At 67.9% G+C, this 24,170-nt stretch carries 24 protein-coding genes; 15 read left to right on the top strand and 9 right to left on the bottom strand.

Annotated features, from left to right (window positions below; genetic code table 11):
* The first annotated feature begins 13 nt into the window (after positions 1-13).
* The 9 genes from FHT32_RS07800 to FHT32_RS07840 all read left to right on the top strand — a co-directional run bounded on the left by FHT32_RS07800 (position 14) and on the right by FHT32_RS07840 (position 7,256).
* On the top strand, positions 14-223 hold the full coding sequence (locus FHT32_RS07800) for a Flp family type IVb pilin (RefSeq protein WP_176664063.1): 210 nt from the start codon (positions 14-16) through the stop codon (positions 221-223).
* A gap of 108 nt (positions 224-331) precedes the next feature.
* On the top strand, positions 332-508 hold the full coding sequence (locus tag FHT32_RS07805; RefSeq protein ID WP_176664064.1) for a Flp family type IVb pilin: 177 nt from the start codon (positions 332-334) through the stop codon (positions 506-508).
* A 40-nt stretch (positions 509-548) separates the two neighbouring features.
* A complete protein-coding gene (locus FHT32_RS07810; protein WP_176664065.1) occupies positions 549-1,814 on the top strand; it encodes a pilus assembly protein TadG-related protein in 1,266 nt (421 codons plus the stop codon).
* Between the two features lie 16 nt (positions 1,815-1,830).
* Positions 1,831-2,289, top strand: a complete 459-nt coding sequence (locus FHT32_RS07815; protein ID WP_176664066.1) for a TadE/TadG family type IV pilus assembly protein — start codon at positions 1,831-1,833, stop codon at positions 2,287-2,289.
* Positions 2,286-2,717, top strand: a complete 432-nt coding sequence (locus tag FHT32_RS07820) for a TadE/TadG family type IV pilus assembly protein (RefSeq protein ID WP_176664067.1) — start codon at positions 2,286-2,288, stop codon at positions 2,715-2,717. Before FHT32_RS07815 ends, FHT32_RS07820 begins: the two co-directional genes overlap by 4 nt.
* Before the next feature lie 24 nt (positions 2,718-2,741).
* Entirely contained in the window at positions 2,742-3,893 is a 1,152-nt protein-coding gene (locus tag FHT32_RS07825; RefSeq protein WP_176664068.1) for an AAA family ATPase, read from the top strand.
* Between the two features lie 44 nt (positions 3,894-3,937).
* Positions 3,938-5,308: a CpaF family protein gene (locus tag FHT32_RS07830; protein ID WP_176664069.1), complete on the top strand. Its 1,371-nt coding sequence runs from the start codon at positions 3,938-3,940 to the stop codon at positions 5,306-5,308.
* A gap of 29 nt (positions 5,309-5,337) precedes the next feature.
* Positions 5,338-6,330: a type II secretion system F family protein gene (locus FHT32_RS07835; protein WP_176664070.1), complete on the top strand. Its 993-nt coding sequence runs from the start codon at positions 5,338-5,340 to the stop codon at positions 6,328-6,330.
* Between the two features lie 11 nt (positions 6,331-6,341).
* Positions 6,342-7,256 carry a type II secretion system F family protein gene (locus tag FHT32_RS07840; RefSeq protein WP_176664071.1) on the top strand — a complete coding sequence of 305 codons (915 nt, stop codon included), beginning with the start codon at positions 6,342-6,344 and terminating at the stop codon, positions 7,254-7,256.
* A 75-nt stretch (positions 7,257-7,331) separates the two neighbouring features.
* On the opposite strand, the gene FHT32_RS07845 is transcribed toward FHT32_RS07840, so the two are convergent.
* The 5 genes from FHT32_RS07845 to FHT32_RS07865 all read right to left on the bottom strand — a co-directional run bounded on the left by FHT32_RS07845 (position 7,332) and on the right by FHT32_RS07865 (position 13,169).
* Positions 7,332-8,018 (bottom strand): response regulator transcription factor, encoded by a 687-nt coding sequence (locus tag FHT32_RS07845; protein ID WP_176664072.1) that lies wholly within the window; start codon positions 8,016-8,018, stop codon positions 7,332-7,334.
* 66 nt (positions 8,019-8,084) lie between these two features.
* Positions 8,085-9,767: a sensor histidine kinase gene (locus FHT32_RS07850; protein ID WP_176664073.1), complete on the bottom strand. Its 1,683-nt coding sequence runs from the start codon at positions 9,765-9,767 to the stop codon at positions 8,085-8,087.
* Between the two features lie 337 nt (positions 9,768-10,104).
* Positions 10,105-10,584 carry a hypothetical protein gene (locus FHT32_RS07855; protein ID WP_176664074.1) on the bottom strand — a complete coding sequence of 160 codons (480 nt, stop codon included), beginning with the start codon at positions 10,582-10,584 and terminating at the stop codon, positions 10,105-10,107.
* Positions 10,585-10,923: 339 nt separating this feature from the next.
* Positions 10,924-12,324: a DUF5666 domain-containing protein gene (locus tag FHT32_RS07860; protein WP_176664075.1), complete on the bottom strand. Its 1,401-nt coding sequence runs from the start codon at positions 12,322-12,324 to the stop codon at positions 10,924-10,926.
* Positions 12,325-12,338: 14 nt separating this feature from the next.
* A complete protein-coding gene (locus tag FHT32_RS07865; protein WP_176664076.1) occupies positions 12,339-13,169 on the bottom strand; it encodes a DUF6502 family protein in 831 nt (276 codons plus the stop codon).
* Positions 13,170-13,478: 309 nt separating this feature from the next.
* Here FHT32_RS07865 and fusA point away from each other — a divergent pair, with 309 nt between their 5' ends.
* Positions 13,479-15,539 (top strand): elongation factor G, encoded by a 2,061-nt coding sequence (gene fusA, locus FHT32_RS07870; RefSeq protein ID WP_176664077.1) that lies wholly within the window; start codon positions 13,479-13,481, stop codon positions 15,537-15,539.
* A 41-nt stretch (positions 15,540-15,580) separates the two neighbouring features.
* Here fusA and FHT32_RS07875 read toward each other — a convergent pair whose 3' ends face one another.
* The 3 genes from FHT32_RS07875 to FHT32_RS07885 all read right to left on the bottom strand — a co-directional run bounded on the left by FHT32_RS07875 (position 15,581) and on the right by FHT32_RS07885 (position 18,808).
* Entirely contained in the window at positions 15,581-17,845 is a 2,265-nt protein-coding gene (locus FHT32_RS07875) for a hypothetical protein (protein ID WP_371132146.1), read from the bottom strand.
* 134 nt (positions 17,846-17,979) lie between these two features.
* Positions 17,980-18,417 (bottom strand): PPC domain-containing DNA-binding protein, encoded by a 438-nt coding sequence (locus tag FHT32_RS07880; RefSeq protein ID WP_176664078.1) that lies wholly within the window; start codon positions 18,415-18,417, stop codon positions 17,980-17,982.
* Between the two features lie 28 nt (positions 18,418-18,445).
* On the bottom strand, positions 18,446-18,808 hold the full coding sequence (locus FHT32_RS07885; protein WP_176664079.1) for a hypothetical protein: 363 nt from the start codon (positions 18,806-18,808) through the stop codon (positions 18,446-18,448).
* 252 nt (positions 18,809-19,060) lie between these two features.
* Here FHT32_RS07885 and FHT32_RS07890 point away from each other — a divergent pair, with 252 nt between their 5' ends.
* The 5 genes from FHT32_RS07890 (at position 19,061) to FHT32_RS07910 (ending at position 23,441) form a co-directional block, all read left to right on the top strand.
* Positions 19,061-19,294, top strand: a complete 234-nt coding sequence (locus tag FHT32_RS07890) for a hypothetical protein (RefSeq protein ID WP_176664080.1) — start codon at positions 19,061-19,063, stop codon at positions 19,292-19,294.
* A gap of 14 nt (positions 19,295-19,308) precedes the next feature.
* The gene (locus FHT32_RS07895) at positions 19,309-20,334 is read left to right on the top strand and encodes a lysylphosphatidylglycerol synthase domain-containing protein (RefSeq protein ID WP_176664081.1); all 1,026 of its coding nucleotides are present in this window, start codon (positions 19,309-19,311) and stop codon (positions 20,332-20,334) included.
* 166 nt (positions 20,335-20,500) lie between these two features.
* Entirely contained in the window at positions 20,501-20,992 is a 492-nt protein-coding gene (locus FHT32_RS07900; protein WP_176664082.1) for a hemerythrin domain-containing protein, read from the top strand.
* A 49-nt stretch (positions 20,993-21,041) separates the two neighbouring features.
* On the top strand, positions 21,042-22,019 hold the full coding sequence (locus FHT32_RS07905) for a DUF72 domain-containing protein (RefSeq protein WP_218088125.1): 978 nt from the start codon (positions 21,042-21,044) through the stop codon (positions 22,017-22,019).
* 42 nt (positions 22,020-22,061) lie between these two features.
* The gene (locus FHT32_RS07910) at positions 22,062-23,441 is read left to right on the top strand and encodes an NRAMP family divalent metal transporter (protein ID WP_176664083.1); all 1,380 of its coding nucleotides are present in this window, start codon (positions 22,062-22,064) and stop codon (positions 23,439-23,441) included.
* On the opposite strand, the gene FHT32_RS07915 is transcribed toward FHT32_RS07910, so the two are convergent.
* Positions 23,422-24,165, bottom strand: coding sequence for a UdgX family uracil-DNA binding protein (locus tag FHT32_RS07915; RefSeq protein WP_176664084.1), 744 nt, complete (start codon positions 24,163-24,165; stop codon positions 23,422-23,424). The two genes, FHT32_RS07910 and FHT32_RS07915, sit on opposite strands and share 20 nt — an antisense overlap.
* Positions 24,166-24,170 lie beyond the last annotated feature (5 nt).

Here is a 24,170-nt window from a genome sequence, read left to right on the forward strand (position 1 = left end):
AAAGGAACGAATCATGCAAAACTTTTTCAAGGCCATCGGCCAATCGACCCAAGGCTTCCTGCGCGAAGAAGAGGGCGCCCAGGTCGTCGAGTACGCGCTGATCATCGCGGTCGTCTCGATCGCGCTGGTTGTCGCGCTGAAGGGCCTCACGGCCAACAACGGCGGTTTCACGAGTTTCATCACTCGCGTCACGACTTGCCTGACGGGGACGAACTGCCAGTAAGCAGTTCTTCGGGGAGGGAAGCGGGTCCATGTCACATGGCCCGCTTCGTTCCATCTCCCCGTCCGCTCCCACGCATTCTTCGTCAACAACGAACCGGGGTTCATCATCATGTTCAAGTCATTTCTGACAGACGAGAGCGGTGCGCAAGTGGTCGAGTACGCACTGATCATCGCCGTGGTTTCCATCGCGCTGGTGGTTGCATTGCAAGCGTTGTCCGACGGCACTGCTCTGGGCGCACTCATCGACCGTGTCACGACATGTCTGGGCGGCACGAGCTGCACCTGACCCGGCCGCTGCGCGCGCTCACTCAACCAGGGAGCTGACCATGTTCACCTGCCGCCAGCATCGCCGCCAGCGCGGCGCGATGATCGTCACAGCCGCGCTGATCCTGCTGTTCCTGATGGGGTTCATGGGCATCGCCCTGGACTTCGGGCACCTGTTCGTGGTCAAGACCGAGCTGCAGACAGCTGTAGACAGCTGCGCCCTGTCCGCTGCGCGCGAGCTCGACGGACAGGGCACGGCGATCACCCGTGCAACGAGCGCGGGCCAGACCGCCGGCAATGCCAACCGCGTGAACATGCAGTCGAGTACCTGGAGCGGGCAGGGCCAGATCGTCGCGAGCGACATCACCTTCCGCGACGCCTCCTATGCCGTCACCACGACGCCCGCCCTGGCGCGCTATGCCCAGTGCGTGCATACCCAACCCAACATCAACATCTGGCTCATGAAGGCGATGGGCGCCTTCTCGGGCGACACGGCCGGCAACCCCGCGACGCGCAGCGTCACCGCGAGAGCGGTCGCCACCCGGGCCAGCGCGCAGACCGCATGCCCCATTCCTGTCGCGGCCAAGCCCAAGACCGGCGGCACCGCTCCGAACTACGGTTTCGCCGTCGGCGAGTGGGTGACGCTCATCATGGCGCAGAACGCTGCCACGGGCGGGCAGATCGGCTGGGCCAACCTCGATGGCAGCAACAGTGCATCCGAAACCGAAGCCGAGCTCAACGGCCGATGCGGCGCCAAGGTCGGCGACACAGTCGGCACGCCAGGCGTGCAGACCTCCGTGGCCGACGTGTGGAACCAGCGCTTCGGCATCTACAAGAACAGCAGCGACCCGAGCACGGCACGGCCCGACTACACCGGCTACGCCTATACCTCGCTCAACTGGCCCGCGCAGTTCAACGCCTACAACGGCCCCGCCCCGGGCTCCGGGACTGGCCAGAACTTCGTGACCAAGCGCGCCGCCTTCGCGTCGTGCGCCGACACCGGCACGAAGGTGAAGGGTGCGAACAGCTGCGAATCGATCACCGGCCTTTCGCTCAACAGCTTCCAGAACCTGGCTGCGCCGGGCAACGTCAGCGGAGGCCACATGCAATACGGCATGGACCGGCGCTTCGTCACCGTGCCTGTCGTCGATGGCGGCAACCACGTGATCGACTACCTTTGCATGCTGATGCTGCAGCCGCTGAGCATTCCGATGACCGACACGCAGCTGGAATTCCTCGGCAACGCCGGTGCGACCGGCAGCCCCTGCACCACCAGCGGGCTGGCGGGTGGATCGGCCGGGCCGCTGGTTCCGGTCCTGGTGAGATAGGAAGAGGAGGCACGCCATGAAGCCGTCTCGTCGTGCACAGCAGGGCGTAGCGCTTGTCGAACTCGCGCTGATCATTCCGCTGCTGCTGTTGCTGACCTTCATCACCACGGAATTCGGCCGCGCGATGTACGAGTACAACGCGGTGGTCAAGTCGACGCGCGACGCCGTGCGCTACCTGTCGGTGCAGACGCCGGGAACGAAAATCACCGAGGCGCGCAACCTGATCGTGTACGGCAACACGGCCGGCACCGGCTCGCCGCTGGCGCGCGGGCTGAGCCTGTCGAACGTGCCGGCCGGGAGCTGCTGCACCTGGCAGTCGGTCGGCGCGAATCCGATCATCACCACGGTGACGGTGCGCGTCACCGGCTACACCTTCCATTCGCTGTTCCCCTCGGTGTTCGGCGTGGCCTTCGCCAACGCCAGCGGCAACATGGTCTTCAGCGACATCACCGCCAGCATGAGGGCGCCATCATGAGAAGAAACCGTTCCACCGGCGCGACCACGGTCGAGTTCGCGCTCGGGCTGATCATCTTCCTCATGTTCCTGCTGGGCATCGTGGACTTCGCCCGCATGCTGTTCACCTGGAATGCGGCCCAGGAGGCCACGCGCGCAGGGGCCAGGTACGCGGTGGTGTGCGACGACACCGCCCAGCAGGCGCTCGTGCTCGCACGCATGAAGGCGCTGCTGCCGCAGATCAGCACCGTGTCTGTGGCCTGGGCGCCCTCGGGCTGCACCGCCGCCACCTGCCAGGGCGTCACCGTCAGCATCACCGGGCTCAACTACCAGTGGATCTCGCCGATCGCGAGCGCGACCGCGCCGCTGATCCCGATGCCGGGCTTCTCCACCTACCTGCCGCGCGAGGTCATGCGCAAGGATCCGAACAGCGCGGCCATCTGCTCCTAGCCAACCAACGCAACGGAAAAGACCATGAAGATCGCCATCATTTCCCCCAATCCCAGCCACCTGCAGGACATGCGCAAGGTGCTGGAGGCGCGCTCGCACACCGTGTCGCTGTTCGAAGGTGGAAAGAGCCGGATGCAGTGGGCCGTCGAGAAGGCCTCGCCCGACCTCGTGCTGGTCGACGGCATGTGCTGCGACCTCCAGGAGCTGGCGCTGATCGAGAAGCTCACGCTGCGGCACCCGGCGATCGCGGTGGTGCTTCTCTGCGCCATGCAGACGCCGGAATTCCTGATCCACGCGATGCGCGCGGGAGTCCGCGAGGTGCTGCCGTCACCGGCTGACACCACGGCACTGGAAGCCGCCGTCGAGCGCATCGCGCTCAAGATGGCCGGAACCCAGGCTCGCGCTCCGGGGCAGGTGGTGGCCTTCATGCCGTGCAAGGGAGGCAGCGGCTCGACCTTTCTCGCAACCAACGTCGCCTACCAGCTCTCCCGGGAGCGCTCGGTGCTGCTGATCGACCTGAACCTGCAGTTCGGCGACGCGCTGTCGTACGTGAGCGACCTGCGGCCGACCTCCACGATGGCGGACGTTGCCCGCGACATCGGCCGCCTGGACGCCTCGCTGCTCGCGGCGAGCGTGGTGGCGGTGTCGCCCGGCTTCAGCATTCTTCCGGCGCCGGAGGACCTTTCCCGCGCAATGGACGTGAAGGCCGAGCACATCGACGCGATCCTGCAGATCGCGCTGGGCGTGTACGACTTCGTGCTGTTCGACCTTGGCCCGCGCATCGACACGCTCTCGATCCGCGTGCTCGACCGGGCCGACCGCATCTTCCCCGTGCTGCAGCCGAGCCTGCCGCACATCCGCAACGTGACGCGGCTGATGCAGGTGTTCAAGTCGCTGGGCTATCCGCCCGCCAAGGTCGAGCTGCTGGTGAACCGCAGCGCCGGCGGCGGCGAGATCGGCCTGTCGGACATGCGCCGCTCGCTGGTGGGCGCGACGCTCACGATCGTGCCCGACGGCGGCAAGGACGTCGATGCGTCCATCAACCGCGGCGTGCCGCTGGCCGAGATGTCGCGCGGCAGCGCGCTCGCCAAGAAGCTCGCCGACATCGCCCACTCGCTCAGCCCGCGCCAGGAGGCGGCGCCCGGCTTCATCGGCCGGCTGTTCCGCCGCGCCTGAGCGAACACCCGGTCAACCCATTCAAACAGCAAGGCAGGTTCCCCATGTCATTCAGAGAACAGCTCAATGCCATCGAAGCCGACGTCGCCGCACGCCCCGCAGGGCAGGCCGTCGAGCAGGCCGTGTCGCCCTTCGCGTCGGATGCCTACAAGTCGCTGAAGGAGCGCATGCACCTGAAGCTGCTGGAGCGCTTCGACCTCTCGGCGCTGGAGACGCTCAAGCCCGAAGTGCTGCGCCAGGAAATCTCGACCATGACCACGCGGCTGCTGCAGGAGGAGCCCGAGGCGCTCAACGACATCGAGCGGCGAACGCTGATCCGCGACATCCAGCACGAGATGCTCGGCTTCGGCCCCATCGAGCTGCTGATGGCCGACCCGTCGGTGTCGGACATCCTGGTCAACTCGCACGAGAAGATCTATGTGGAGCGCCGGGGCCGGCTGGAGTTGACCAACGTCAGCTTCACCGACGAGAAGCACCTGCTGCGGATCATCGACAAGATCGTCTCGCTGGTGGGGCGGCGCATCGACGAATCGAGCCCTATGGTCGATGCGCGGCTGCCCGACGGTTCGCGCGTGAACGCGGTCATCGCGCCGGTGGCGCTCGACGGGCCGATGATGTCGATTCGCCGCTTCGCCAAGATTCCGCTGCGCATGGAGAACCTGGTGAACGATCTCAAGACTCTGACGCCGCAGATGGCGCAGATGCTCGAAGGGCTGGCGCAGGCGAAGGTCAACATGCTGATCTCCGGCGGCACCGGCGCCGGCAAGACCACGCTGCTGAACATTCTCTCGGGCTTCATTCCGCCGAGCGAACGCATCATCACCATCGAGGACGCAGCCGAACTCCAGCTGCAGCAGCCGCACGTGGCGCGCATGGAGACGCGGCCGATGAACATCGAGGGCAAGGGCGAAATCACGCAGCGCGCGCTGGTGCGCAACGCGCTGCGCATGCGGCCCGACCGCATCGTGATCGGCGAAGTGCGCGGCGCCGAGGCGGTCGACATGCTGCAGGCCATGAACACCGGCCACGAAGGCTCGCTCACCACCATCCACGCCAACACGCCGCGCGACGCGCTGGCACGGCTGGAGAACATGATCGGCATGGCCAACCTGAACCTGCCGCACCGCACGGTGCGCCAGCAGATCGCGTCGGCCATCACCGTGATCGTGCAGGTGCTGCGGCTGGTGGACGGACGGCGCAAGGTCACGAGCATCCAGGAGATCACCGGCATGGAAGGCGAGGTGGTCACGATGCAGGAGATCTTCAACTTCCACCAGACCGGCATGGGCCCCGACGGCCAGGTGCGCGGGCATTTCCGCGCGACGGGCGTGCGGCCGAAGTTCGCGGAGCGGCTGCATGCCTACGGCGTGGAACTGCCGGACACGATGTTCGACCCCGACAAGCACTACGAATGACCTGACCAGCCAAGGAACAGGAGACCATCATGCTCAACAACCTGGGGGGAAACACCCTCATCACCATCACCGTGCTGGTGTTCGTGACGGTGCTGCTCATGCTCGAGGGGCTCTACATGCTGTGGCGCTCCTACAAGGGGCCCGAGGCGCGCAAGATCGAGAAACGGCTGCAGGCGTTCTCGGCGGCAACCGACCGCACGCCGCAGGCTCATCTGGCCAAGGAACGCATGCTCAGCGAGGTTCCGTGGATGCAGCGCATGCTGCTGACGCTGCCGCGGGCGCACCGGCTGGATCGTTTCATCCTGCAGGCAGGACTGGACTGGACGGTTTCCAGCTTCCTGCTGGTTTCCAGCGTGCTGGGTGTGTTCGTGTTCTTCGTCCTGATGCTGGTGGTGCGCGAGTCGCTGCTGTTCGCGCTCGTAGCCGGCTGCTGCGCGGCGATCCTTCCGGCCATCTACCTGCAGCGCCAACGCAGCCGGCGGCTGACCCGCATGGAAAAGCAGCTTCCCGAGGCGCTGGACCTGGTGACACGCGCCCTGCGGGCGGGGCATTCGTTCGCCAGCGGCGTGCAGATGATCGGCGAGGAAATGGCCGAGCCGATCGCCGGCGAGTTCCGCATGGTCGCCGACGAGGTGAACTTCGGCGTCTCGCTGCAGCAGGCCCTGACCAATCTCAGTGAGCGCGTGCCACTCACCGACCTGCGCTACTTCGTGGTGTCAGTGCTTATTCAGCGCGATTCGGGCGGCAACCTGACAGAGGTGCTGACCAACCTCAGCCGGCTGATCCGCGAGAGGCTCAAGCTGCTCGCGCGGGTGCGGGTGCTGTCGTCCGAGGGGCGGCTGTCGGCCTGGATCCTGAGCCTGATGCCGTTCGCGCTCGCGGCGCTGGTGAACGTCTTCAATCCCGAATTCATGACACCGCTGTGGACCGATCCGATCGGCCAGATGGTGATCAAGTACATGCTGGTGCTGATGCTCGTGGGCATCGTGCTGCTGCGCAAGATCGTGAAGATCCGCGTCTGAAGGAGAAAGCCATGACCATGCTGTTTCCCATCCTCGTCTTCCTGGCCGTGTCGCTGGCGATCGTCGGCCTGGCCGCGTGGCTGTCTCCCACGCGCACCGAGCAGCGCCTGCAGGCGGTGTCGATGCCGGCGGGCAAGTCGGCCTGGACCGAGACCGCCGTCAAGCTCGTCGGGCCCTTCGCGCAGCTCTCGTCGCCCACCAACGACGCGGAGCTTTCGCCGCTGCGCGTGCGCTTCCTGAACGCGGGCATCCGCTATCCGGATGCCTACCTCGTGTACTTCGGCATGAAGACGCTGCTGCCGCTGGGCCTTGCCGCATTCGCATACGTCGGCCTGCGGGCGTCGGGAGCGGCGGACGACAGCACGGTGATGCTGCTGTGGCTCGCGGTCGCGGCGCTGGCCGGCTGCTACCTGCCCAACCTGGTGCTGCGCATGCTCATTCGCTCGCGCCGCCGCGAGATCTTCGAGAACTTTCCCGATGCCGCGGACCTGATGCTGGTGTGCGTGGAAGCAGGGTTGGGCCTCGATGCCGGGCTGGCCAAGGTCACGGAGGAAATCCAGGTCAAGAGCAAGGCGCTGGCGCAGGAACTGCACTGGACCAACCTGGAAATGCGCGCCGGCGCCACGCGCGAGAAGTCGCTGCGCAACCTGGCGCTGCGCACGGGCGTGGAGGAGATCGGCACCTTCGCGACCATGCTGACCCAGGCAGACCGCTTCGGCACCAGCATCGGCGAGTCGCTGCGGGTGTTCTCCGAGGATCTGCGCCACAAGCGCCATGTGCGTGCCGAGGAACTGGCCGCCAAGGTGCCGACCAAGATGCTGATACCGCTGGTGCTGTGCATCTTCCCGTGCATCTCGCTGGTCATCCTGACGCCGGCGGCGATCCGCATCATCCGGATGATCATGCCGATGCTGAGCGGGACTTGAGAACGAATTGAGCGCTCCCCTGGAGCGTCTACCGGACTCAAACGCCGCGCCGGCACCCGGCGCGGCGTTTGCGTTTCAGTGCTGCACGGCGTCGAGCTGGTGCTTCACCGCGTAGATGTACAGCTCGAGGCGGTTCGAAACTCCGAGCTTCTGGTAGATCGAGGTGAGGTGGTTGCGCAGCGTGTGCTCGGTGACGAAGAGCTTCGCGGCCAGTGCCTTGTTGGAGGCGCCGCTGCCGGCGACGACGGTGTGGATGATCTCGCGCTCCTTCTGCGTCAGGCTGGCCCGCCTGGCGGCCTCGGGGTCGGCCTTCTGCGGCTTCTTCACCGCCGTGAGTTCGTAGAAGACGCGGCCGATGGATTGGGCATCGACGCAGAGTTCGCCGTTGTAGACGCGCTCGATGGCGTCGATCACCTCCTGGGCCGGGGCGTCCTTGCGCATCACGCCGCGCGCACCGTGCAGCACCGCGAGGTCGAGCGTGCGCTGTTCGCGCTCCGCCGTGAGCACCATGACGCGGGACCCCGCGTTCGACACGAGCTTCGGCAGGATGTCGAGGGCGCAGTGGCCATCGAGGTCCAGGTCGAGCACGATGACGTCGGGCGCGAGGCTTTCCGATGTCGCCACCGCGTCCTCGCAGCAACGGGCCGTGCCCACCACCTTCATGCGCGGATGCTCGCCATCGATCAGCCTGGACAGGCCCCACAGCATGGTCTGGTGGTCGTCCACGAGCAGGACGCCGATGGGGTGGGCAACTGGTTGCATGGTGGGCTCCTTGACTTGTCTTCTCATCGATGCAGTGCTTGCTGCACGGGGGGGTGTTGTTGTTTCTCAGATCGGAATCTCTACCAGCACCGCGGTGCCGCCGCTTTCGCACTGGCGGACCTGCGCCCGCCCGCCGAGGGCCGTGGCGCGTTCGGTGATGGAATGGGGACGGAACTGCGTGAAGCTCTCCTCGCAGGCCTCGTTCTCGATGCTCAGCTGAAGCCGCCCGTTCCTGCAGGCGATGTGGACGCTGCCGTGGCGGGCCTGGGTGTGCTTGCAGATGTTGTTGAGGCCTTCGCCGACCATCTGGAGGACTTCCGCGCTCACACGGTCGTCCAGGTGGAGCGGGCCGTCGACGTCCACGGCGATGTCGATGCCGTAGAGCCCCTTGATGCGCGCGGCCTGGCGGTGCAACTGGGGCAGCACGAGGCCGCGGGAGCTGTTGGCGCCTTGCCGCACCTCGCCGGCATAGCGGCGCAGGTCGGCGATGACGCCTTCGGCCACGCTTGCGAGCTTGTCGAGGTCTTCGCTCAGCGGGTTGTCGGCGGCCGCCTTCCTGCGCAGCGCGCACAGGCCCATGCGCAGGCCGATGTACGGCTGCACGGCCGTGTCGTGCAGGTCGAGCGCGAACTTCAGCCGCTCCGCCGAGGCCGCCTCGGACGCCATGCGGTCGAGCACCTCGATGGTCTCGATGGTCGGGAAGATCTGCTCCATGAGGTGCGAGAGGAAGAGGGCGTCGGACTTGTTGAAGAGCCCGTCGCGCGACGACACGAAGACCCGCCCCTCGCCCAGCCGCATCGGCAGCGGGGCGCTGATGAAGGCGCGTGCTTCGAGCATGGCGGCGATGGCCTCGCAGCGTTCGGCGCCTTCCTCGTCATCCGTGCGCCAGCCGTCCGTACCGGCTTGGAAGAGATGGCTCTGGGCGTAGAGCTGGCTCAGGGGCCAGGGCAGGTGGTTGCTCAGCACGGTGCAGTCCGGCGCCAGTGCCATCAGCGGAGACTCGGCGATGCGGCCGATCGTCTCCACGCTGACGTGCTCGCAGGTGTCGTCCTTGCGCAGCGTGCGCAGGGTCCAGTTGCCGGTGGAGGTGTCCCGCGTGAGCAGGATGCAGTGGCTCGCCCTGAAGAAGGCCAGCGTCTTCTCCATGGTGCGGGCGATGGTGCGGCCGGCGCCGAAGCGGGGGTTCGACAGCTGGCTGACGTCGCCGAGCAGGGCCAGGCGCCGTTGCAGTCCCAGCTTCGAGCCGCCCCAGTGCACGATCATGTGGCCCAGCGCCAGCAGGAAGGTGCTGCGCATCAGGAGCTGGGGGGCGTCGTTGCCGGTGCTGGTGGCCAGGCCGCAGGCGGCGAACGAGGCGACCGAGGCGATCGCCACCCGAGCGCCTTCCTCGAAGCCCCAGCGAAACGAGGAGGTGAGGATCGCGAAGAAGTAGAAGAGGAAGAAGAGGCTCTGTACGCCGTCGGTCACGAAGATGATCAGCGTGAACCACAGCACGTCCGACCAGTGGATGACCTTGCCCCGGAAATAGGGGCGGCCCATGCGCGTGCAGGCATAGACCAGCAGGCTGTGCAGTACGTATCCCGAGAAGGCCAGCCAGACGGCGCTCTGGATCTGCTGGCGGGAATCCCCGGCATCAACGACGACGGCCAGCAGCGCCGAAACCGACAGCACCAGCCGCATGCGAGCCACCATGAGCGCATCCGCGCCGACGCTGGCGTCGACGTCGGGAGCAGAGGGGCGGGCCAGCATGGGAAAGATTCCTTGGCATGAGGCGCGTCACGCCAGGCGGGCCGTCGTAGGGACGTGGGAGGGTCGGCTCGACCGTGTCATTTTGGAAATCATTCGTCCCACCTGAAAGTGACGTATGTGAAGGTTTCACATTACTACTTTGGTAGTCGAAAACAATGGGGGCGACCGTATCTGCCCAGCTTGTGACGTTTGTTGCATCCGGTAACAACACGAGGTTTGCCTTGGTCACGCGAGCGTTTGTCGAGGAGCGGCCATTCTTGGGATGGGGAGGCGCGCGATATTTGCGGGTACCCGGTCAGTGCGTGGCAGCGAGGCTGTTGCCGGGGCGGGGGATTGGTTACACCCGCCGCCCGACCAGCGCCGTGCGGCCCAAAGGCGTGACCCGCAGGACGATCGCCTGCCTGAATTTCTGCTGGGTCTGCCGGGCGCGGCAGGTGGGGGGAAGCGTGGCTTCGACCATGCCGGCCGCATTCAGCACGGCCACCGAGTTGATGCCGGCTGGGTCGTCCACGCGCAGGGGGAAGACCGAGTTGCCTATCTTGCGCAGGTAGTCGAGCGGCATGACGGGCCAGTCCTGCTCGTCTGCAGAGGCGGCCGAGCGGTCGCCCTTGAGGCTGGCGATCTCCGCGTGTCCTTCTTCGGTGATGGCGAACACCACCGCGCTCTCGTACTGCTGGTAGCCGAAGTGGTCGAGATGGAATTCGGCTTCCACGAGCCCGGTCGCCAGCAGGACCGATGCATTCCTGATGTCCGGGTCGGAGGTGAGCGTGACCGGAAACTTCTCATGCAGGAGCTGGAGGAGGAGGTTGAGCGGCATACATGCTCCTATCTGCACCTTGCGTGCAATTCGAGCCGTGGGGGAGTGGAGACCAGCTGAAAAGCCCACCAGAACCCCCGGTTCGCATCACCTCCTGGGCGCCGCTTCAGGGCGTGTGACGACACCGCGGACTGAAAGCCGCGGCGGCACGAATCCTGTTCGTCACGAGGTTCGGGAGCCATTTGCGGTTGAAATGGGATTTTTTCACTTTAGGAATTTCGTTGTACATCAACCCCATGCCTCTGTCGAGAGGGCATGCTCGTCGAACGGAATTTCGGGGGTGATTGGCGAGCGGAGCAGGGTGCCCGGGCAATGCGGGCGCCCTCGTGACGCGCTAGGTCAGGGCGTGAACGTCACCCGCTGGGCAATCAGCACACCGTCGACCACGCGGTCTCCCACGACGGTCACGCGCCGGCCGTTGGCCAGGTCCGAGGCCGAGCCATTGACGAAGTCGACGGTGCCGCTGCTGGCGTCGACCGGCTGGCCGCGCACCCTGAAGTCGGCGGCGGAGTGGTATGCCCCGATCGCCCCGATCAGCGTGAACGACGCCGGCCCGCCGGTGCCCGGCACATTGCGGATGCGCAGCTTCTTCACCACCAGCACGCCGCCCGACATGAAGCCGTCCACCTCGACCTTCACGCCGTTGCCGAGCGAGTTCGCGGGGCCGCCGGTGATCTGCCCGTTGGTCGCGTCGACCGGCGTGCCCAGCACCTTGAACGAGCCGCGCGAGACGAAGTCGGTGATGACGCCCGCGAGCTGAACGGCGATGCCGTCGCTTACCGGAATCGCGTACCAGCCCTGGATGGTCGTGGCGATGAGCACGCCCGCGGCCGGCGCGGCGGTCCCCCGGACGCGCACGATGGCACCGTTGGAGAGCGACGATGCGTTCATGCCCTGGAAGGCTGCCGTTGCGTAGTCGATCGTCAGCTGGCCGAGCGTGAAGGTCTTGTGCAGCGTGTCGAGGTTCTGCACGGTGCCCGTGACCAGGGGCGCGGTCAGCGTCGGCGCGACCTGGATGCGCGTGGCGCGCAGCGCACCCGGAGCGCCGGGCAGGCCCCACACCTGGACGATGCCGCCCGCGCGCACGTCGGCCAGGCCGTCCGCGTCGCCCCAGACGGTGGCCGAATCGATGCTGACGACGGTGCCCATCACGACGAAGCTGCCAGCCGAGGTGTCGATGCCCGAGGCCTCGCCCCGCAGCTCGGCAGCCGACTGGACCTGTGTGGCGATGCCGCTCGTGAAGTTGCCGTCGACCTTGCCGGCGACGCGCGCGCTCATGCCGATCTGCAGTTCGCTGGCGTCCTCGATGCTGAAGGTGGCGCTGTCGGTGTCGTAGCGCAGCCCGTTGAGGATGATGCTGCCCAGCCCATCCGCAGAGCCGATGCCGGCGGCGTCGGCGGTCACGCCCGTGCCGCCCGAACCCACGCCGGAGCCGTCGGTGTTGCTGTTGCCGGCGGTGCTCGTGCCGCCGCCGGTGCCTCCGGAGCCGCCCGCGCTGCCGGTGCCGCTGCCGCCTCCCGTCCCGTCGGCGCCGGTCCCCGTTCCTGCGGCGGCGTCTCCTCCGGTGCCCGTCACCGCCGCGCCACCTGTTCCGGCGCCACCGGCACCAAGCCCGCCGGCCGCCAGGCCGCCGCTGCTGCCGCTGCCTCCGCCACCGCCGCACGACAGCAGCAGCGCGATGAAGCCTGCGGACAGGAGGCCGAGCATGAATCGCCGCCAGGGGGTCTTGATGTTGTTCATGGCGTGGCTCGCTTTCAGTCAGGTGGTCTCGGTGGTGGCACCGGCACGTTCTCGGCGTTCTCGTCTTCGTAATAGGTGTAGATGCCGACCCGGATGCGCCCCGTCGAGCCGGGCGGGGCGCGGTCGACCGCCTGTGTCATTTCCTGGGCCAGCTCATGGTGCAGGGCGGCCCAGCGCTCCCTGACCAGCCGCTGGATCTGCTCGCATTCCCTCAGCGTGAGCCCGCGCGCGTACACCGCGCGCTCGAGCATCCGGGGCTCCTCGCCGAGGGTGTTGGACACGGCCGCCAGCAGGTGGTCGCGGCCGTTGTCGCCCAGGAAGGCGAGCATCGACTGGAGGTCTTCCACCGGCACGAAGCCGTCGGTCGTGAGCTCGACCACGCCTTCTTCCTCGCTCACCATGTTCAGGCGCACCAGCTCGTCGAGGATGGTGCGGTGATGCACGTCGCCGCGGCTGCTCATCCGCGCCACGGCCTCGAAGGAGGGCGCGGCGTTGCCCGCCGTGATGGGCAGGCGCCGGAAGGAATCGTCCTGGGTCAGCATCTGCAACCACAACGTGAAGGTCTTGGCCGCTGCCGACAGCTCGGTGTGGGGCAGGGGGTCGACGGTGGCCCGCACCTTGGCGGTCACGGCCTTGCGGTTCAGCCCGGTCGTGATGGACAGCTGGCTCAGGTTGGGCCTGGGCACGCCCTGGAAACGCCAGCTGCGCTGCGCTTCCTCGATCAGCAGGTCGCGCAGCAATTCCTCCAGGTGGGGATGCTTGACCCCCATCGCGAGGGCAAGCCTTACCACCGGGCGAAGAATGCGGGCACAAGCGGCGAGGGCCCAATCCAGCCGGCGTTCCATGAAAGCGAAGGCTATTCCAGAAAGTGCGTTTCAAAAGGCGGCTGCGGCAACTGCCGCCACCGGACGGTTTGCACACTATTGTCCTGCGCAACAGTGTTCATGTGAAAGCTTTGGACTACTGTTTAAGCCCTACGCAGTGCGGCATCGGCGCCTGGTCCACCGGCCGAACGCCTTATGCCGACCCGGCAGGCAGGGGTGCTCGCCGTGGCCTGCTTGCAACAGCCCGTTCAATCCCGTACGCTGGCCCGGCGTCCACGCCCAGCAGCCGGGACCGCCGGGCCGGCCTTGCGGACGCCAAGGAGTCCAGCCATGCCAAGCCGATCGAACGGCCCCGCGGCCGAAATGGAAGCAGTGCGAACGCTGGCGCTCGTCGGCGCCGCAGCCTCCGGCAAGACCTCCCTGGCCGAGGCCCTGCTGCACAAGGCGGGCGCCATCGGGGCCTGCGGCAGCGTCGAGCGCGGCAGCACCGTCAGCGACCACGACCCGCTCGAGCGCCGCATGCAGCACTCGCTCAACGCCTCGGTGATGCACCTCACCCATGCCGGCACCCGCATCCACTTCATCGACACGCCCGGGGGCGCCGACTTCCTCGGCCAGAGCCTGCCGGCGCTGGAGGCGGTGGAGACGGCGGCGGTGGTCATCAATGCCGCCACCGGCATCGAGCCGATGACGGTGCGCATGATGGAGTACGCGGCCTCGCGCCACCTCGCCCGCATGATCATCGTCAACAAGATCGACTCGCAGGGCGTCTCGCTGGCGGGGCTCCTGACCGACATCCAGGCCGCATTCGGCCGCGAATGCCTGCCGCTGAACCTGCCCGACGGCGTGGGCAGGCAGGTGGTGGACTGCTTCTTCAACCGCTTCGGGCAGTCCGACTTCGGCCCCGTCGAGGCGGCGCACCGCGCGCTGGTGGAGCAGGTGGTCGAGGTCGATGCGGCCTTCGTCGACCGCTACCTGGAAGAGGGCGACGTGAGCCCGTCGGAGCTGCACGCGCCGCTCGAGCAGGCACTGCGCGAAGGCCACCTGATTCCGGTGTGCTTCGTCTCCTCGCGCAGCGGCGCCGGCGTGGCCGAGCTGCTCGACGTGATCGTCAAGCTCCTGCCCGACCCGACCGAGGCCAACCCGCCCGACTTCCTCGTCGGCGAGGGCGCGGAGGCGAAGCCCATGGAGGCCAGGCCCGACCCGGCGCTGCACGTGCTGGCGCACGTGTTCAAGGTCACGATCGACCCTTACGTCGGCAAGATGGGCATCTTCCGCGTGCACCAGGGCACGGTCACGCGCGACAGCCAGCTCTACATCGGCGACGGCCGCAAGCCCTTCAAGGTGGGGCACCTGTTCATGCTGCAGGGCAAGGACCACGTGGAGGTGTCGCGCGCGGTGCCCGGCGACATCGTCGCGGTAGCCAAGGTCGAGGAGATCCATTTCGACGCCGTGCTGCACGACGCTGCGGAAGACAGCCACGTCCATCTCGCGCCGCTGGCGTTCCCGGTGCCGGTGCACGGCCTGGCCGTGGAGCCCAAGCGCCGCGGCGACGAGCAGCGCGCCTGGGAGATCCTCGGCAAGCTCGCCGCCGAAGACCCGTGCCTGCGCATCGAGCACGTGGTCGCGACCAACGAGACGGTGCTCTACGGGCTGGGCGAGCTTCACCTGCGCATCGTGCTCGACCGCCTGCGCGAGGTGTACCGCTTCGAGGTGCAGACGCGCCCGCCGCGCATCGCCTACCGCGAGACCGTGACCGCGCCCGCGCAGGGCCATCACCGCCACAAGAAGCAGACCGGCGGCGCGGGCCAGTTCGGCGAAGTGTTCCTGCGCATCGAGCCGCTGGCGCGCGGCGCGGGCTTCCAGTTCGACGACGAAGTCAGGGGCGGCGCAATACCCAACCAGTTCATCCCGGCGGTCGAGAAGGGCGTGCGCGAGGTACTGCTGTGCGGCGCGATCGCCGGCTACCCCGTGGTCGACGTCCGCGTGGTGGTGCACGACGGCAAGCACCACAGCGTGGACAGCAAGGACATCGCCTTCGCCACCGCCGGCCGCAAGGCCTTCATGGCTGCGATCCGCGAGGCCCGGCCGGTGGTGCTGGAGCCCATCGTGCAGATCGAGATCGACGTGCCCGAGCATGCGGTGGGCGACGTCACCAGCGACCTGTCGTCCCGGCGCGGGCTGGTGACCGGAACATCGACCCTGGGAGCCGGCACCGTGGCCGTCGGCGGGCAGGTGCCGATGGCCGAGCTGGCCAACTACCAGTCGCGGCTCAATGCCATGACCAGCGGCCAGGGGCGCTACACCATCGCGCTGTCGCACTACGAGGCGGTGCCGCCGAACGTGCAGCAGACGCTCACGGACCAGTACCGGGTGCGTGAAGAGGATTAGGGCTGCTGTCATCCTGCTCACGCACTCGCCTTCGGCGTGGGCTACTGCCCTGAAATGGTGGTCCCGTGCTGCAGCCGCGGCGGCAGCCGGTCGTCGAGCCAGTCCATGCGCCAGGCCAGCACCACGCCCATGCCGACGATGCAGACCGCGGCCAGCACGCCCGCAAGGCCGTGCCGTTCGCGGTAAGGGTCGGCGGCGATGCGCTTCGCGCCGGGCGGCACGCGAGCGGTCTGCGACAGCAGTCCGCCCAGCCGCACGTTCACCTTCATGCGCCCGTTGATGGCCCAGCCGCTGGCGTCGAGGATCGGCCCCAGGCTGCGCTGGCGCAGCTTCAGCCAGGCGATCAGCATGCTCGGCCCCGAGATCGCGACCACGATGCCGGCGAGCGCCACCGGTATCCACTGCCCCAGGTCGATGAACTTGCCGAAGATGCCGACCAGCACCGCGCTGATGCTGCCCAGCGCCACGCCGATGGCGGCCACGGTGCCGACGTCGACGCGGCCGGCCGTTGGCGTCGCGCCCGGCCGCCCCGGCGGTTTCGCGGCATCCGCGGCCGCAGGTCGATCGGCCGTCGCGACCCGGCCCGCCAGCGACTGCAACGCGCTCTGCGAGCCGGCCTCGCTCGCCGCCGCACGCTTGGCCACCTGCTCCTCGACCAGGCGAACGAACTTCTTGTACGGCGCGAAGAAGGCCTGCGCGACGCTGGTGGGGTTCTCGATGAGCCTGGTGATGGTGGCATCCCAGTCGCGCCCCTGGCGGTCGTAGAACACGCCATTGCGCCCGACGAAGAGAAAGTCGACGTCGCCGGCCGTGAACGCGGCGACGATGCTCATCTTCTGCCCCTGTCGCGTGCAGTCGCAGTACGCGAGGCAGGTCTTGGCCAGACCTGCCAGCGCCGCGTGCCGGGCCGTGTCCTGCACGTGCACGGTGAGCTCGCAGCTGCGCCCGTCGAGGTAGAGCGTGCCCGCCTGGAAGATGGCGCCTTCGCGCTGGTAGAACGCCTTGAAGGACACGAAGTTGTGGAGCAGCACCCGCAGGTCGCGCTGCAGGCGCAGGAGCTTCTCCAGGTCGACCAGCAGCCGGTTGTGGTGCTCGGCCGCTTCGTCTTCGGCGATGAGCGCGAACAAGGCGTCGCGGGTCGCGAGCAGTGCGTCGACGCGGTCGCGCGAAAGGCCGCTGAGTGCATTGGCCGGACGCGCCTCCATCCAGGCTTCGCAGGGCGCGAGCCGGCGGCGCAGCGCCTGCCATCGCTCTTCCTCCAGCGCATCGAGTTCGCCGAGAAGCGGGGCAACCGCATCGCGCGCGAACGCGGCCATCGCATCGGCCCAGGCCGGATTAAGGCTGGTGCCGCGCAGCGGCAACGAACGGCTGGGCGTGACGGGCGCCAGCGGCAGCTCGGCGATCGGCGGTGCGCCCACGTCGAGTGTGTGGCCCGAGAGCGCGTCATAGGCCTCGGCCGAAGGATTGAGCGCCGCCACCGCCTGCACGTCGTAGGCGGCCACACGGCAGCGTGCGAAGAAGTCGTCGACCTTGGCCGCGACCGCGCGCATGGCCTCGGTGGCGGCCAGGGTGCGCTCACCCAACGGCAGCAGCGCTTCCGCATCGCCTTGGGCATACCACTCGTGGACCGCCTTCGCCTCGGCCATGAAGGCTTCGGCGCGCGCGCGGTCGAGGCCCGGCCGGTTCTCGTGGCGGTCGGGCGTGCTGCCGTGGGTACGCATCGCTTCCTCGATGGCCGCGCGCAGCGCGTCGTCGTCGCCGGCGGTTTCGGGTGTGACCACGCCGTCGCCGTTGAAGCGCATCGACGCCAGCCACTCGCCGCGATCGGAAATGTCGGCAAGCGTCAGCGTGTTCGCATCCTTCTTGCCGAGCAGGTCGAGGATGCGGCGGCCCTCCCTGGCAAGGTCCGCCCCCGGCGAGCGTGTGCCGTCGAGGTCGTCCAGCGACAGCGTGCCGCCGCCCGCGAGCAGCACGTCGGCGCTGCGCAGCCGCTCGCAGGCCCACTGGCAGGCCGCGATGACTTCCGGCGGGCGTACCCGGCCGTCGCCGTCGGAGTCGATCAGGTCGAGCGTGCGCGGGTCGAAATCGATGCCGCGGGTAGGGCAGGCGAGCGCAACCCACAGCTTCTGGTCGAGTTCGGCGATGTGCGCGATGTCCTCTCCGCAGCGAAACACCACCTGGTCCACGCCGCCCGCGCGGATGAACTGCCAGCGGTGCGGCTGCCGGGGCGGCAAATGTGTGCCATGGGTGCCGGGCACGCCGGCGGGGATTGCTGTGTTTGCAGGGCTGGAGGAGGTTGTCGTCACTGGATCGGTTTCCTGCGGCGCGGTTTGTTCGTATGCGGACGCAGCCTAGACCGCAAGAAACCGAATCACTGAGGACAGACGGCGCGCAGCCCTGTCGGCCTATGCCGACACCGCACGGCGACCAATGGACGCACTCAGGCGTCGATGTCGATGAGGGCCAGGCCCGTCTCGCGATCGCAGGTCTTGCGCAGGTAGCCCGGCGACTCGATGAGCAACACCTCCAGCGTCGGCTGCACCGTGGCCTGCAGCACGTGGCCGCCGACGGTGCTGCCATCGCGCCGCCCCAGGACGGCGTGCGCGTGCACCTTGGGCTGGTCGCCGTCCAGCGCGATGTCGCCGCTGAAGGAAAGCACCTCGACCTGCTCGTCGACGGGAATCCGGTCGTAGTCCTTCCTGTCCCAATCGAAGTAGCCCAGCACCGCCGAGCGCAGCGCGCCGATGGCGCTGAAACGGCTGGCCGACAGCGCGTTCTCCTTCGCGAACCGTTCGAGGATGGGCATGACGTCGTCACCCTTGTCGAACACCAGCGCAATGGTGCGTTCCGGAGCCGTGTTGAGAATCTTGGATTTCATTCGGGGTATCTCCATCTGTCTTCATCGCTCAGCGCGGGGAGCTTTGTTTGCAGTCGCCGGCGGTTCCCTTGCAGTCGCCCTGGCGCGATTTCGGGGATTCCGGGGGAGGGGCATTGCGGTGGCTGCGGCCATCACCAGGGCCTGGATTCGCCTCGGCCGGGGGCTTTTCGACCAGGCCGGTGTCCTTGCTGGGCGGTGCCGGCTTCGCCAGCCGCGAGTCGCCGGTGGCGGGCGGCTTCACGGCGATCTCCGCGTCCGTGCCCGGCTGCGCTCCGGAACCGGGTGGCACCAGGCGCTGGCCGGAGGGTTGCGCTACGGCCGATCCCAGCGAGAGCGATGCGGCGACCAAGGCCACCAGGGCGGCTTTCTTGGTTGCTGCATCAGCGCGCATGACGTTCACTCCTTCGAGCCTGGACTTGCCGGTAGTCATGGATTGAACATTCCACGCGCTCGTCCCCTCTCGTGTAGGCGTCCTTCTCGGATGCAGGCAAGTCCCGGGGGCAAGAGGTGAGCTCATCCGCATGTCGGAACCACGGCTATGGCAAATGTCCTGCACCCACCATCGCCGACGGATGGCGATGCGGCAGCGCCGGACACCGAAGACTCCCTGCATCACAGACAGAGTCCGAGGAGGCGCCCCGCCATGTCCAAGCCCAAGCCGACCCCCGCCCGTCATCCGACGCACGAAGAACCCGAAATCACCCAGGAGGAGTCCGTTCCCACCGACGGCCGCGACATCGAGGGAGAGCGGCTGATGAAGGAAGTCGGCAACAGGAAGCTCCACGAAAAAGGTGAAGCCGAGCACAAGACACCCGCCAAGGCCCGCACCCAACCGGGCACGCACGGCGAAGAGAACGACGACGAGCAGGGCTCGTGACCGAGGCCGGCCCCATGAGTTCCACGCTCGCCTCTGTGCCGGCAGCGGGCGCCACCGGCGCGCCTGCCTCGGCCTCGGTATGGCGCCGCTGCCGCCGATGGGTGCTGCCCCTGACAGGCGTCGCCGTGCTGGGGCTTCTGCTTTCGCACGCGCACAAGGTCGACTGGGCCGGGGCGTGGCAGGCGCTGCAGCGGTATTCGCCCTGGCTGCTGCTCGCGGTGCTCGGCATTGCGACGGCCAGCCACGCGCTCTACGGCTGCTTCGACCTGATCGGCAAGCGTCATCTGCGCCACGGCGTGCCATGGTGGCGCACGTGGGCCATCGCCATCACTAGCTACGCGTTCAACCTCAACCTCGGCTCGCTGGTCGGCGGCATCGCGATGCGCGCGCGTCTCTACGCACGCGCGGGGCTGGACGAGGCCTCCGTCGCCCAGATCGTCGGGATCAGCCTCGCCACCAACTGGCTCGGCTACGGGCTGCTGGCCGGCGGGCTGTTCGCGGCCGGCGTCATCGAGCCGCCGCGGCAGGCGCATATCGGGCAGGGGGCGCTGCGCGCGCTCGGCGCGGTGATGATCCTGCTGGCATTGGCCTATGTGGTGGCATGCGCGACCTCGCGCAAGCGCGAATGGGCGCTCATGGGCAAGAGGCTTCAGCTGCCGAGTGCGCGCATCGCGGCGATGCAACTGGCGATCTCCGCGGGCAACTGGGCGCTGATGGGGGCGGCCATGTATCTGCTGCTGGGCCGGCAGGTGCCGTATGCGACCACGCTGGGCGTACTGCTCGCGGCCTCCATCGTCGGCGTGCTCACGCCCATTCCCGCCGGCCTGGGCGTGCTGGAAGCCGTGTACCTCGCGTTGCTTTCGGGCACGGTGAAGCAGGGCGCGCTGATGGGCGCGGTGCTCGCGTACCGGGCGCTGTACTACCTACTGCCGCTCGGCGGCGGGCTCGTGCTTTACCTCTTCCTCGAACGGTATGCGGCGAGCCACTCGGCGCCGGAAGGCGCCGCGCCGTCGCTCGATGCGCCGGTTGCGTCCGCGTAGCGGGCAATCTCGCCCGGGGCAGCACGCCCGTGCCCGGCTTCGAGGAGGGCACGTTCCACGAATCGCCTCGCGCTGCTATGCGGACAAGGTTCATTCCTACGCCGGCTGCGGGAGCGCGGATTGATCGTGCGATCTCCCTGCAACCCCGAACCTATTGGAGTCCACGATGCCCACCTCCCACCGCGCCGAGCCCGATGCCTGCAGTCTCCTGGACGCCGATCACCGCAGCGTCAAGAAGATGTTCAAGGAATACGAGGAGCTCGCCCATTCGCGTGCCGCTTCCGCGGAGCAGAAGAAGCGCGACCTCGCCAACGAGATCTGCATGGCACTCACCGTCCATGCGCAGATCGAAGAAGAGATCTTCTATCCGGCCCTGCGCGAAGCCATCAAGGAAACCGACCTGCTCGACGAAGCCGAGGTGGAGCATGCGAGCGCGAAGGACCTGATCGCGCAGATCCAGGAAGCCACCGAATTCGACGACAAGTTCGACGCCAAGGTCATCGTGCTGGGCGAGTACATCGACCACCACGTGAAGGAAGAACGCAACGAGATCTTCGTGAAGGCGCGCGCCGCCCGCGGTCTCGACCTGGTCGCCATGCGCGAGCAACTGGCCACGCGCAAGGAAGAACTGATGGAAGAGCTCGGCGCCATGGCCTGAGCCTCGGCCAAGCGTCAGTTGCGTTGCCCTGGAAGCCGGAGGCGCGAGCTTGGCGAAGCAGGCAGGAGCAAAACCCCGGAAGACGGCGTGGCGTTCCGCGGCGCCGCGTGGCGACATCCGCATCGGGATTTCCGGATGGCGCTACGCGCCGTGGCGCGGGCGCTTCTATCCAGCTGGGCTGGTGCAGCGCAAGGAACTCGCGTTCGCGTCGCGGATGCTGCCGAGCATCGAGCTCAACGGGTCGTTCTACTCGCTGCAGCGGCCCGAGTCGTACCGCGCCTGGCATGACGAAACACCGGATGATTTCGTCTTTGCCGTCAAGGGCTCGCGCTACATCACGCACATGCTGCAGCTCGAAGACGCGGGCACGGCACTGGCCAACTTCTTCGCGTCCGGCGTGCTGGCACTGGGAAAGAAGCTGGGCCCCGTGCTCTGGCAGTTTCCGCCGCGCATGCGCTACGACCCCGACCGGATGGAGCGCTTCCTGTCGCTCCTGCCGCGCGACGCGAAATCGGTGACGGCGCTGGCCCGCAAGCACGACGACAGGGTGAACGGCCGCAGCGTGATCAAGGCCGCGCGCGGGCTGAAGATTCGCCACGCCGTCGAAGTGCGCAACCGCAGCTTCGTCGACCCGGGCTTCATCGCCATGCTGCGGCGCCATGGCGTGGCGCTGGTCGTGGCGGACACCGCCGGCCGATGGCCCGTGCTCGAGGACATCACCGCCGACTTCGTCTACATCCGGCTGCATGGCGACAAGGAGCTCTACGCCAGCGGCTACAGCGACGAGGCGCTCGACCGCTGGGCGGCGCGCATCGATGCCTGGAGCCGGGGCCGCCAGCTGCCCGGCGCGAAACTGGCTTCGGCCACCTCCGCACGGCGCGGCAGGCGCGATGTGTATTGCTATTTCGACAACGACATCAAGGTGCACGCGCCCTACGACGCCGCGCACCTGGCAATGCGGCTAGGCCTCGCCACAGGAATGGATGCCGACGGCAAGTTCGCCGCGGCGGACTTCGACAGCGGCTGAGTTCGCATCCTCCATCTCGAAGCAGCCTCCGGAGCGAAAACCATGACCCAACAACCCGATGCGACTGCACAGACATCCGCCTTGCTCGTGGACGGGCCGGGCGGCACGTTGCCGCCCCATGCAACGCAGGAGGCGAAGAAGACGCCAACCCAGGAAGATCACGAGCGCGAGCAGGGCTTCTGGAGCAGGCTCGGCCCCGGCCTGATCACCGGTGCGGCCGACGACGACCCCAGCGGCATCGCCACGTACACCCAGGCCGGCGCAAAGTTCGGCTACGGCCTCGGCTGGACCTTGCTGCTGACCTATCCGCTGATGGTCGGCATCCAGCTCGCGAGCGCGCGCATCGGCCGAACCACCGGGCGCGGGCTGACCTCGGCCTTTGCCGCACTCTGGCCGCGGCCGGTGGTGGCGGTCGCGGTGATGCTTCTGCTGATCGCCAATGTCATCAACCTCGCGGCCGACCTGGGCGCCATGGCCGAGGTCACCCGGCTCGCGATAGGCGGGCCAGAGGCCCTCTATGCGCTGGCCTTCGGCGTCGTTTCCCTCGGCCTGCAGGCGTGGCTGCCGTATCACCGCTACGTTCGCGTCCTGAAGTGGCTCACGCTGTCGCTGCTGGCCTATGTGGGCGTGGCCATGGTCGCGCACGTGGACTGGAAGGCGGCGCTCGCGGGCGCCTTGCTGCCGCGCGTCGAATGGAATGCCGACACGGTGAAGATGATCGTGGCGATCCTGGGAACGACGATCAGCCCGTACCTCTTCTTCTGGCAGGCGGCGCAGGAGGTCGAGGAGATCGAACGGGTCGCGAAGGACCAGCCGCTGCGCAAAGCGCCTCGCCAGGCACCGGCCCAGTTGCGGCGGCTGCACTTCGACACCTGGCTGGGCATGGGTTTCTCGAACGCAATCGCCTTCTTCATGATCCTGGCCGCGGCGGCCACGCTCCATGCCGACGGCAAGCTAGACATCGAATCGACCGCGCAGGCCGCCGAGGCGCTGCGGCCCGTCGCGGGCGATGCGGCCTTCGTGCTGTTCGCGCTGGGCATCCTCGGCACGGGGCTGCTGGCCCTGCCGGTGCTCGCGGGCTCCGCCGCATATGCCTGCGCCGAATTCCTGAAGGTGCGCCGGGGCCTCGAAAAGCCGGTGGGCGCCGCTCCGGCGTTCTACGCGATCCTCGCGGCCGCCATGGTCTGCGGCATGGGCATCAGCCTGGTCGGCATCGATCCCATGAAGGCGCTGGTGTGGGCGGCCGTGATCAACTCGCTGATGGCGGTGCCCATCATGGTCGGCGTGATGCTCGCGGCGGGCAGCCGAAGGCTCATGGGCGACCTTGCGCTGCCGCTGGGCTGGCGCGTGCTGGGCTGGGCGGCAACCGCCGCGATGGCGGCCGCGTCGGCCGCCTTCGTGTTCACGAGCCTTGCGTCGTAGGGGGCCTTCGCCTCCTCGTTTTGCCGGCTGTGGCTGGATCGAGGTGCGGGACGGCAGGAGCTTTCCGCCCAACACGCCCTGCGCGCCCGGCGGAACGGGCCGCCGGCTTCCTGAACTCGCCCGAGGCGAGCGACAGGTCGTCCAGCCATGCCCGCCACGCCTGCTGCTTCTGTTCCGGGTCGCCGCGCAGCAGGGCGGACGGATGCAGCGTGACCAGCACACGTCGCCCGGCGGCATCTTCGAGCCATTGGCCGCGCTCCTTCATGACGGCCACGTGCCTGCCCAGGAGGGAGCGCGCCGCAACGGCGCCGAGGGCGATGAACGCAGCGGGCTGCACCACCTCGATCTCGCTTTCCAGCCAGTGGGCGCAGGCGTCCGCTTCACGTTGGGCCGGCGTCTTGTGGATGCGCCGCTTGCCGCGCAGCTCGTACTTGAAGTGCTTGACCGCGTTGGTCACGTAAAGCTTGTCGCGGGACCAGCCGAGCTCCGCCACGGCGCGATCGAAGAGCCGCCCGGCCGGGCCCACGAAGGGGCGGCCTTCGAGGTCTTCCTTGTCGCCCGGCTGCTCGCCGACCACCATGAGGCGGGCCCGCACGGGCCCTTCGCCGAACACCGACTGCGTCGCATGCTCGCCGATGGGACATTCGCGACAGGCGTTCGTCCGCTCGCCGAGCTCGCGAAGGGCGATGACGGCCGAGCTCAGGCCGCGGCCATGCGCCGGCATTGCGT

The sequence above is a fragment of the Variovorax sp. SG517 genome (assembly GCF_013376045.1).
Taxonomy (GTDB): domain Bacteria; phylum Pseudomonadota; class Gammaproteobacteria; order Burkholderiales; family Burkholderiaceae_C; genus Variovorax.

Bases quoted from the DNA above. Each gene is read 5' to 3' on its own strand.
- FHT32_RS07800 (WP_176664063.1), top strand. From the start codon at position 14: ATGCAAAACTTTTTCAAGGCCATCGGCCAATCGACCCAAGGCTTCCTG.
- FHT32_RS07805 (WP_176664064.1), top strand. From the start codon at position 332: ATGTTCAAGTCATTTCTGACAGACGAGAGCGGTGCGCAAGTGGTCGAG.
- FHT32_RS07810 (WP_176664065.1), top strand. From the start codon at position 549: ATGTTCACCTGCCGCCAGCATCGCCGCCAGCGCGGCGCGATGATCGTC.
- FHT32_RS07815 (WP_176664066.1), top strand. From the start codon at position 1,831: ATGAAGCCGTCTCGTCGTGCACAGCAGGGCGTAGCGCTTGTCGAACTC.
- FHT32_RS07820 (WP_176664067.1), top strand. From the start codon at position 2,286: ATGAGAAGAAACCGTTCCACCGGCGCGACCACGGTCGAGTTCGCGCTC.
- FHT32_RS07825 (WP_176664068.1), top strand. From the start codon at position 2,742: ATGAAGATCGCCATCATTTCCCCCAATCCCAGCCACCTGCAGGACATG.
- FHT32_RS07830 (WP_176664069.1), top strand. From the start codon at position 3,938: ATGTCATTCAGAGAACAGCTCAATGCCATCGAAGCCGACGTCGCCGCA.
- FHT32_RS07835 (WP_176664070.1), top strand. From the start codon at position 5,338: ATGCTCAACAACCTGGGGGGAAACACCCTCATCACCATCACCGTGCTG.
- FHT32_RS07840 (WP_176664071.1), top strand. From the start codon at position 6,342: ATGACCATGCTGTTTCCCATCCTCGTCTTCCTGGCCGTGTCGCTGGCG.
- FHT32_RS07845 (WP_176664072.1), bottom strand. From the start codon at position 8,018: ATGCAACCAGTTGCCCACCCCATCGGCGTCCTGCTCGTGGACGACCAC.
- FHT32_RS07850 (WP_176664073.1), bottom strand. From the start codon at position 9,767: ATGCTGGCCCGCCCCTCTGCTCCCGACGTCGACGCCAGCGTCGGCGCG.
- FHT32_RS07855 (WP_176664074.1), bottom strand. From the start codon at position 10,584: ATGCCGCTCAACCTCCTCCTCCAGCTCCTGCATGAGAAGTTTCCGGTC.
- FHT32_RS07860 (WP_176664075.1), bottom strand. From the start codon at position 12,324: ATGAACAACATCAAGACCCCCTGGCGGCGATTCATGCTCGGCCTCCTG.
- FHT32_RS07865 (WP_176664076.1), bottom strand. From the start codon at position 13,169: ATGGAACGCCGGCTGGATTGGGCCCTCGCCGCTTGTGCCCGCATTCTT.
- fusA (WP_176664077.1), top strand. From the start codon at position 13,479: ATGCCAAGCCGATCGAACGGCCCCGCGGCCGAAATGGAAGCAGTGCGA.
- FHT32_RS07880 (WP_176664078.1), bottom strand. From the start codon at position 18,417: ATGAAATCCAAGATTCTCAACACGGCTCCGGAACGCACCATTGCGCTG.
- FHT32_RS07885 (WP_176664079.1), bottom strand. From the start codon at position 18,808: ATGCGCGCTGATGCAGCAACCAAGAAAGCCGCCCTGGTGGCCTTGGTC.
- FHT32_RS07890 (WP_176664080.1), top strand. From the start codon at position 19,061: ATGTCCAAGCCCAAGCCGACCCCCGCCCGTCATCCGACGCACGAAGAA.
- FHT32_RS07895 (WP_176664081.1), top strand. From the start codon at position 19,309: ATGAGTTCCACGCTCGCCTCTGTGCCGGCAGCGGGCGCCACCGGCGCG.
- FHT32_RS07900 (WP_176664082.1), top strand. From the start codon at position 20,501: ATGCCCACCTCCCACCGCGCCGAGCCCGATGCCTGCAGTCTCCTGGAC.
- FHT32_RS07910 (WP_176664083.1), top strand. From the start codon at position 22,062: ATGACCCAACAACCCGATGCGACTGCACAGACATCCGCCTTGCTCGTG.
- FHT32_RS07915 (WP_176664084.1), bottom strand. From the start codon at position 24,165: ATGCCGGCGCATGGCCGCGGCCTGAGCTCGGCCGTCATCGCCCTTCGC.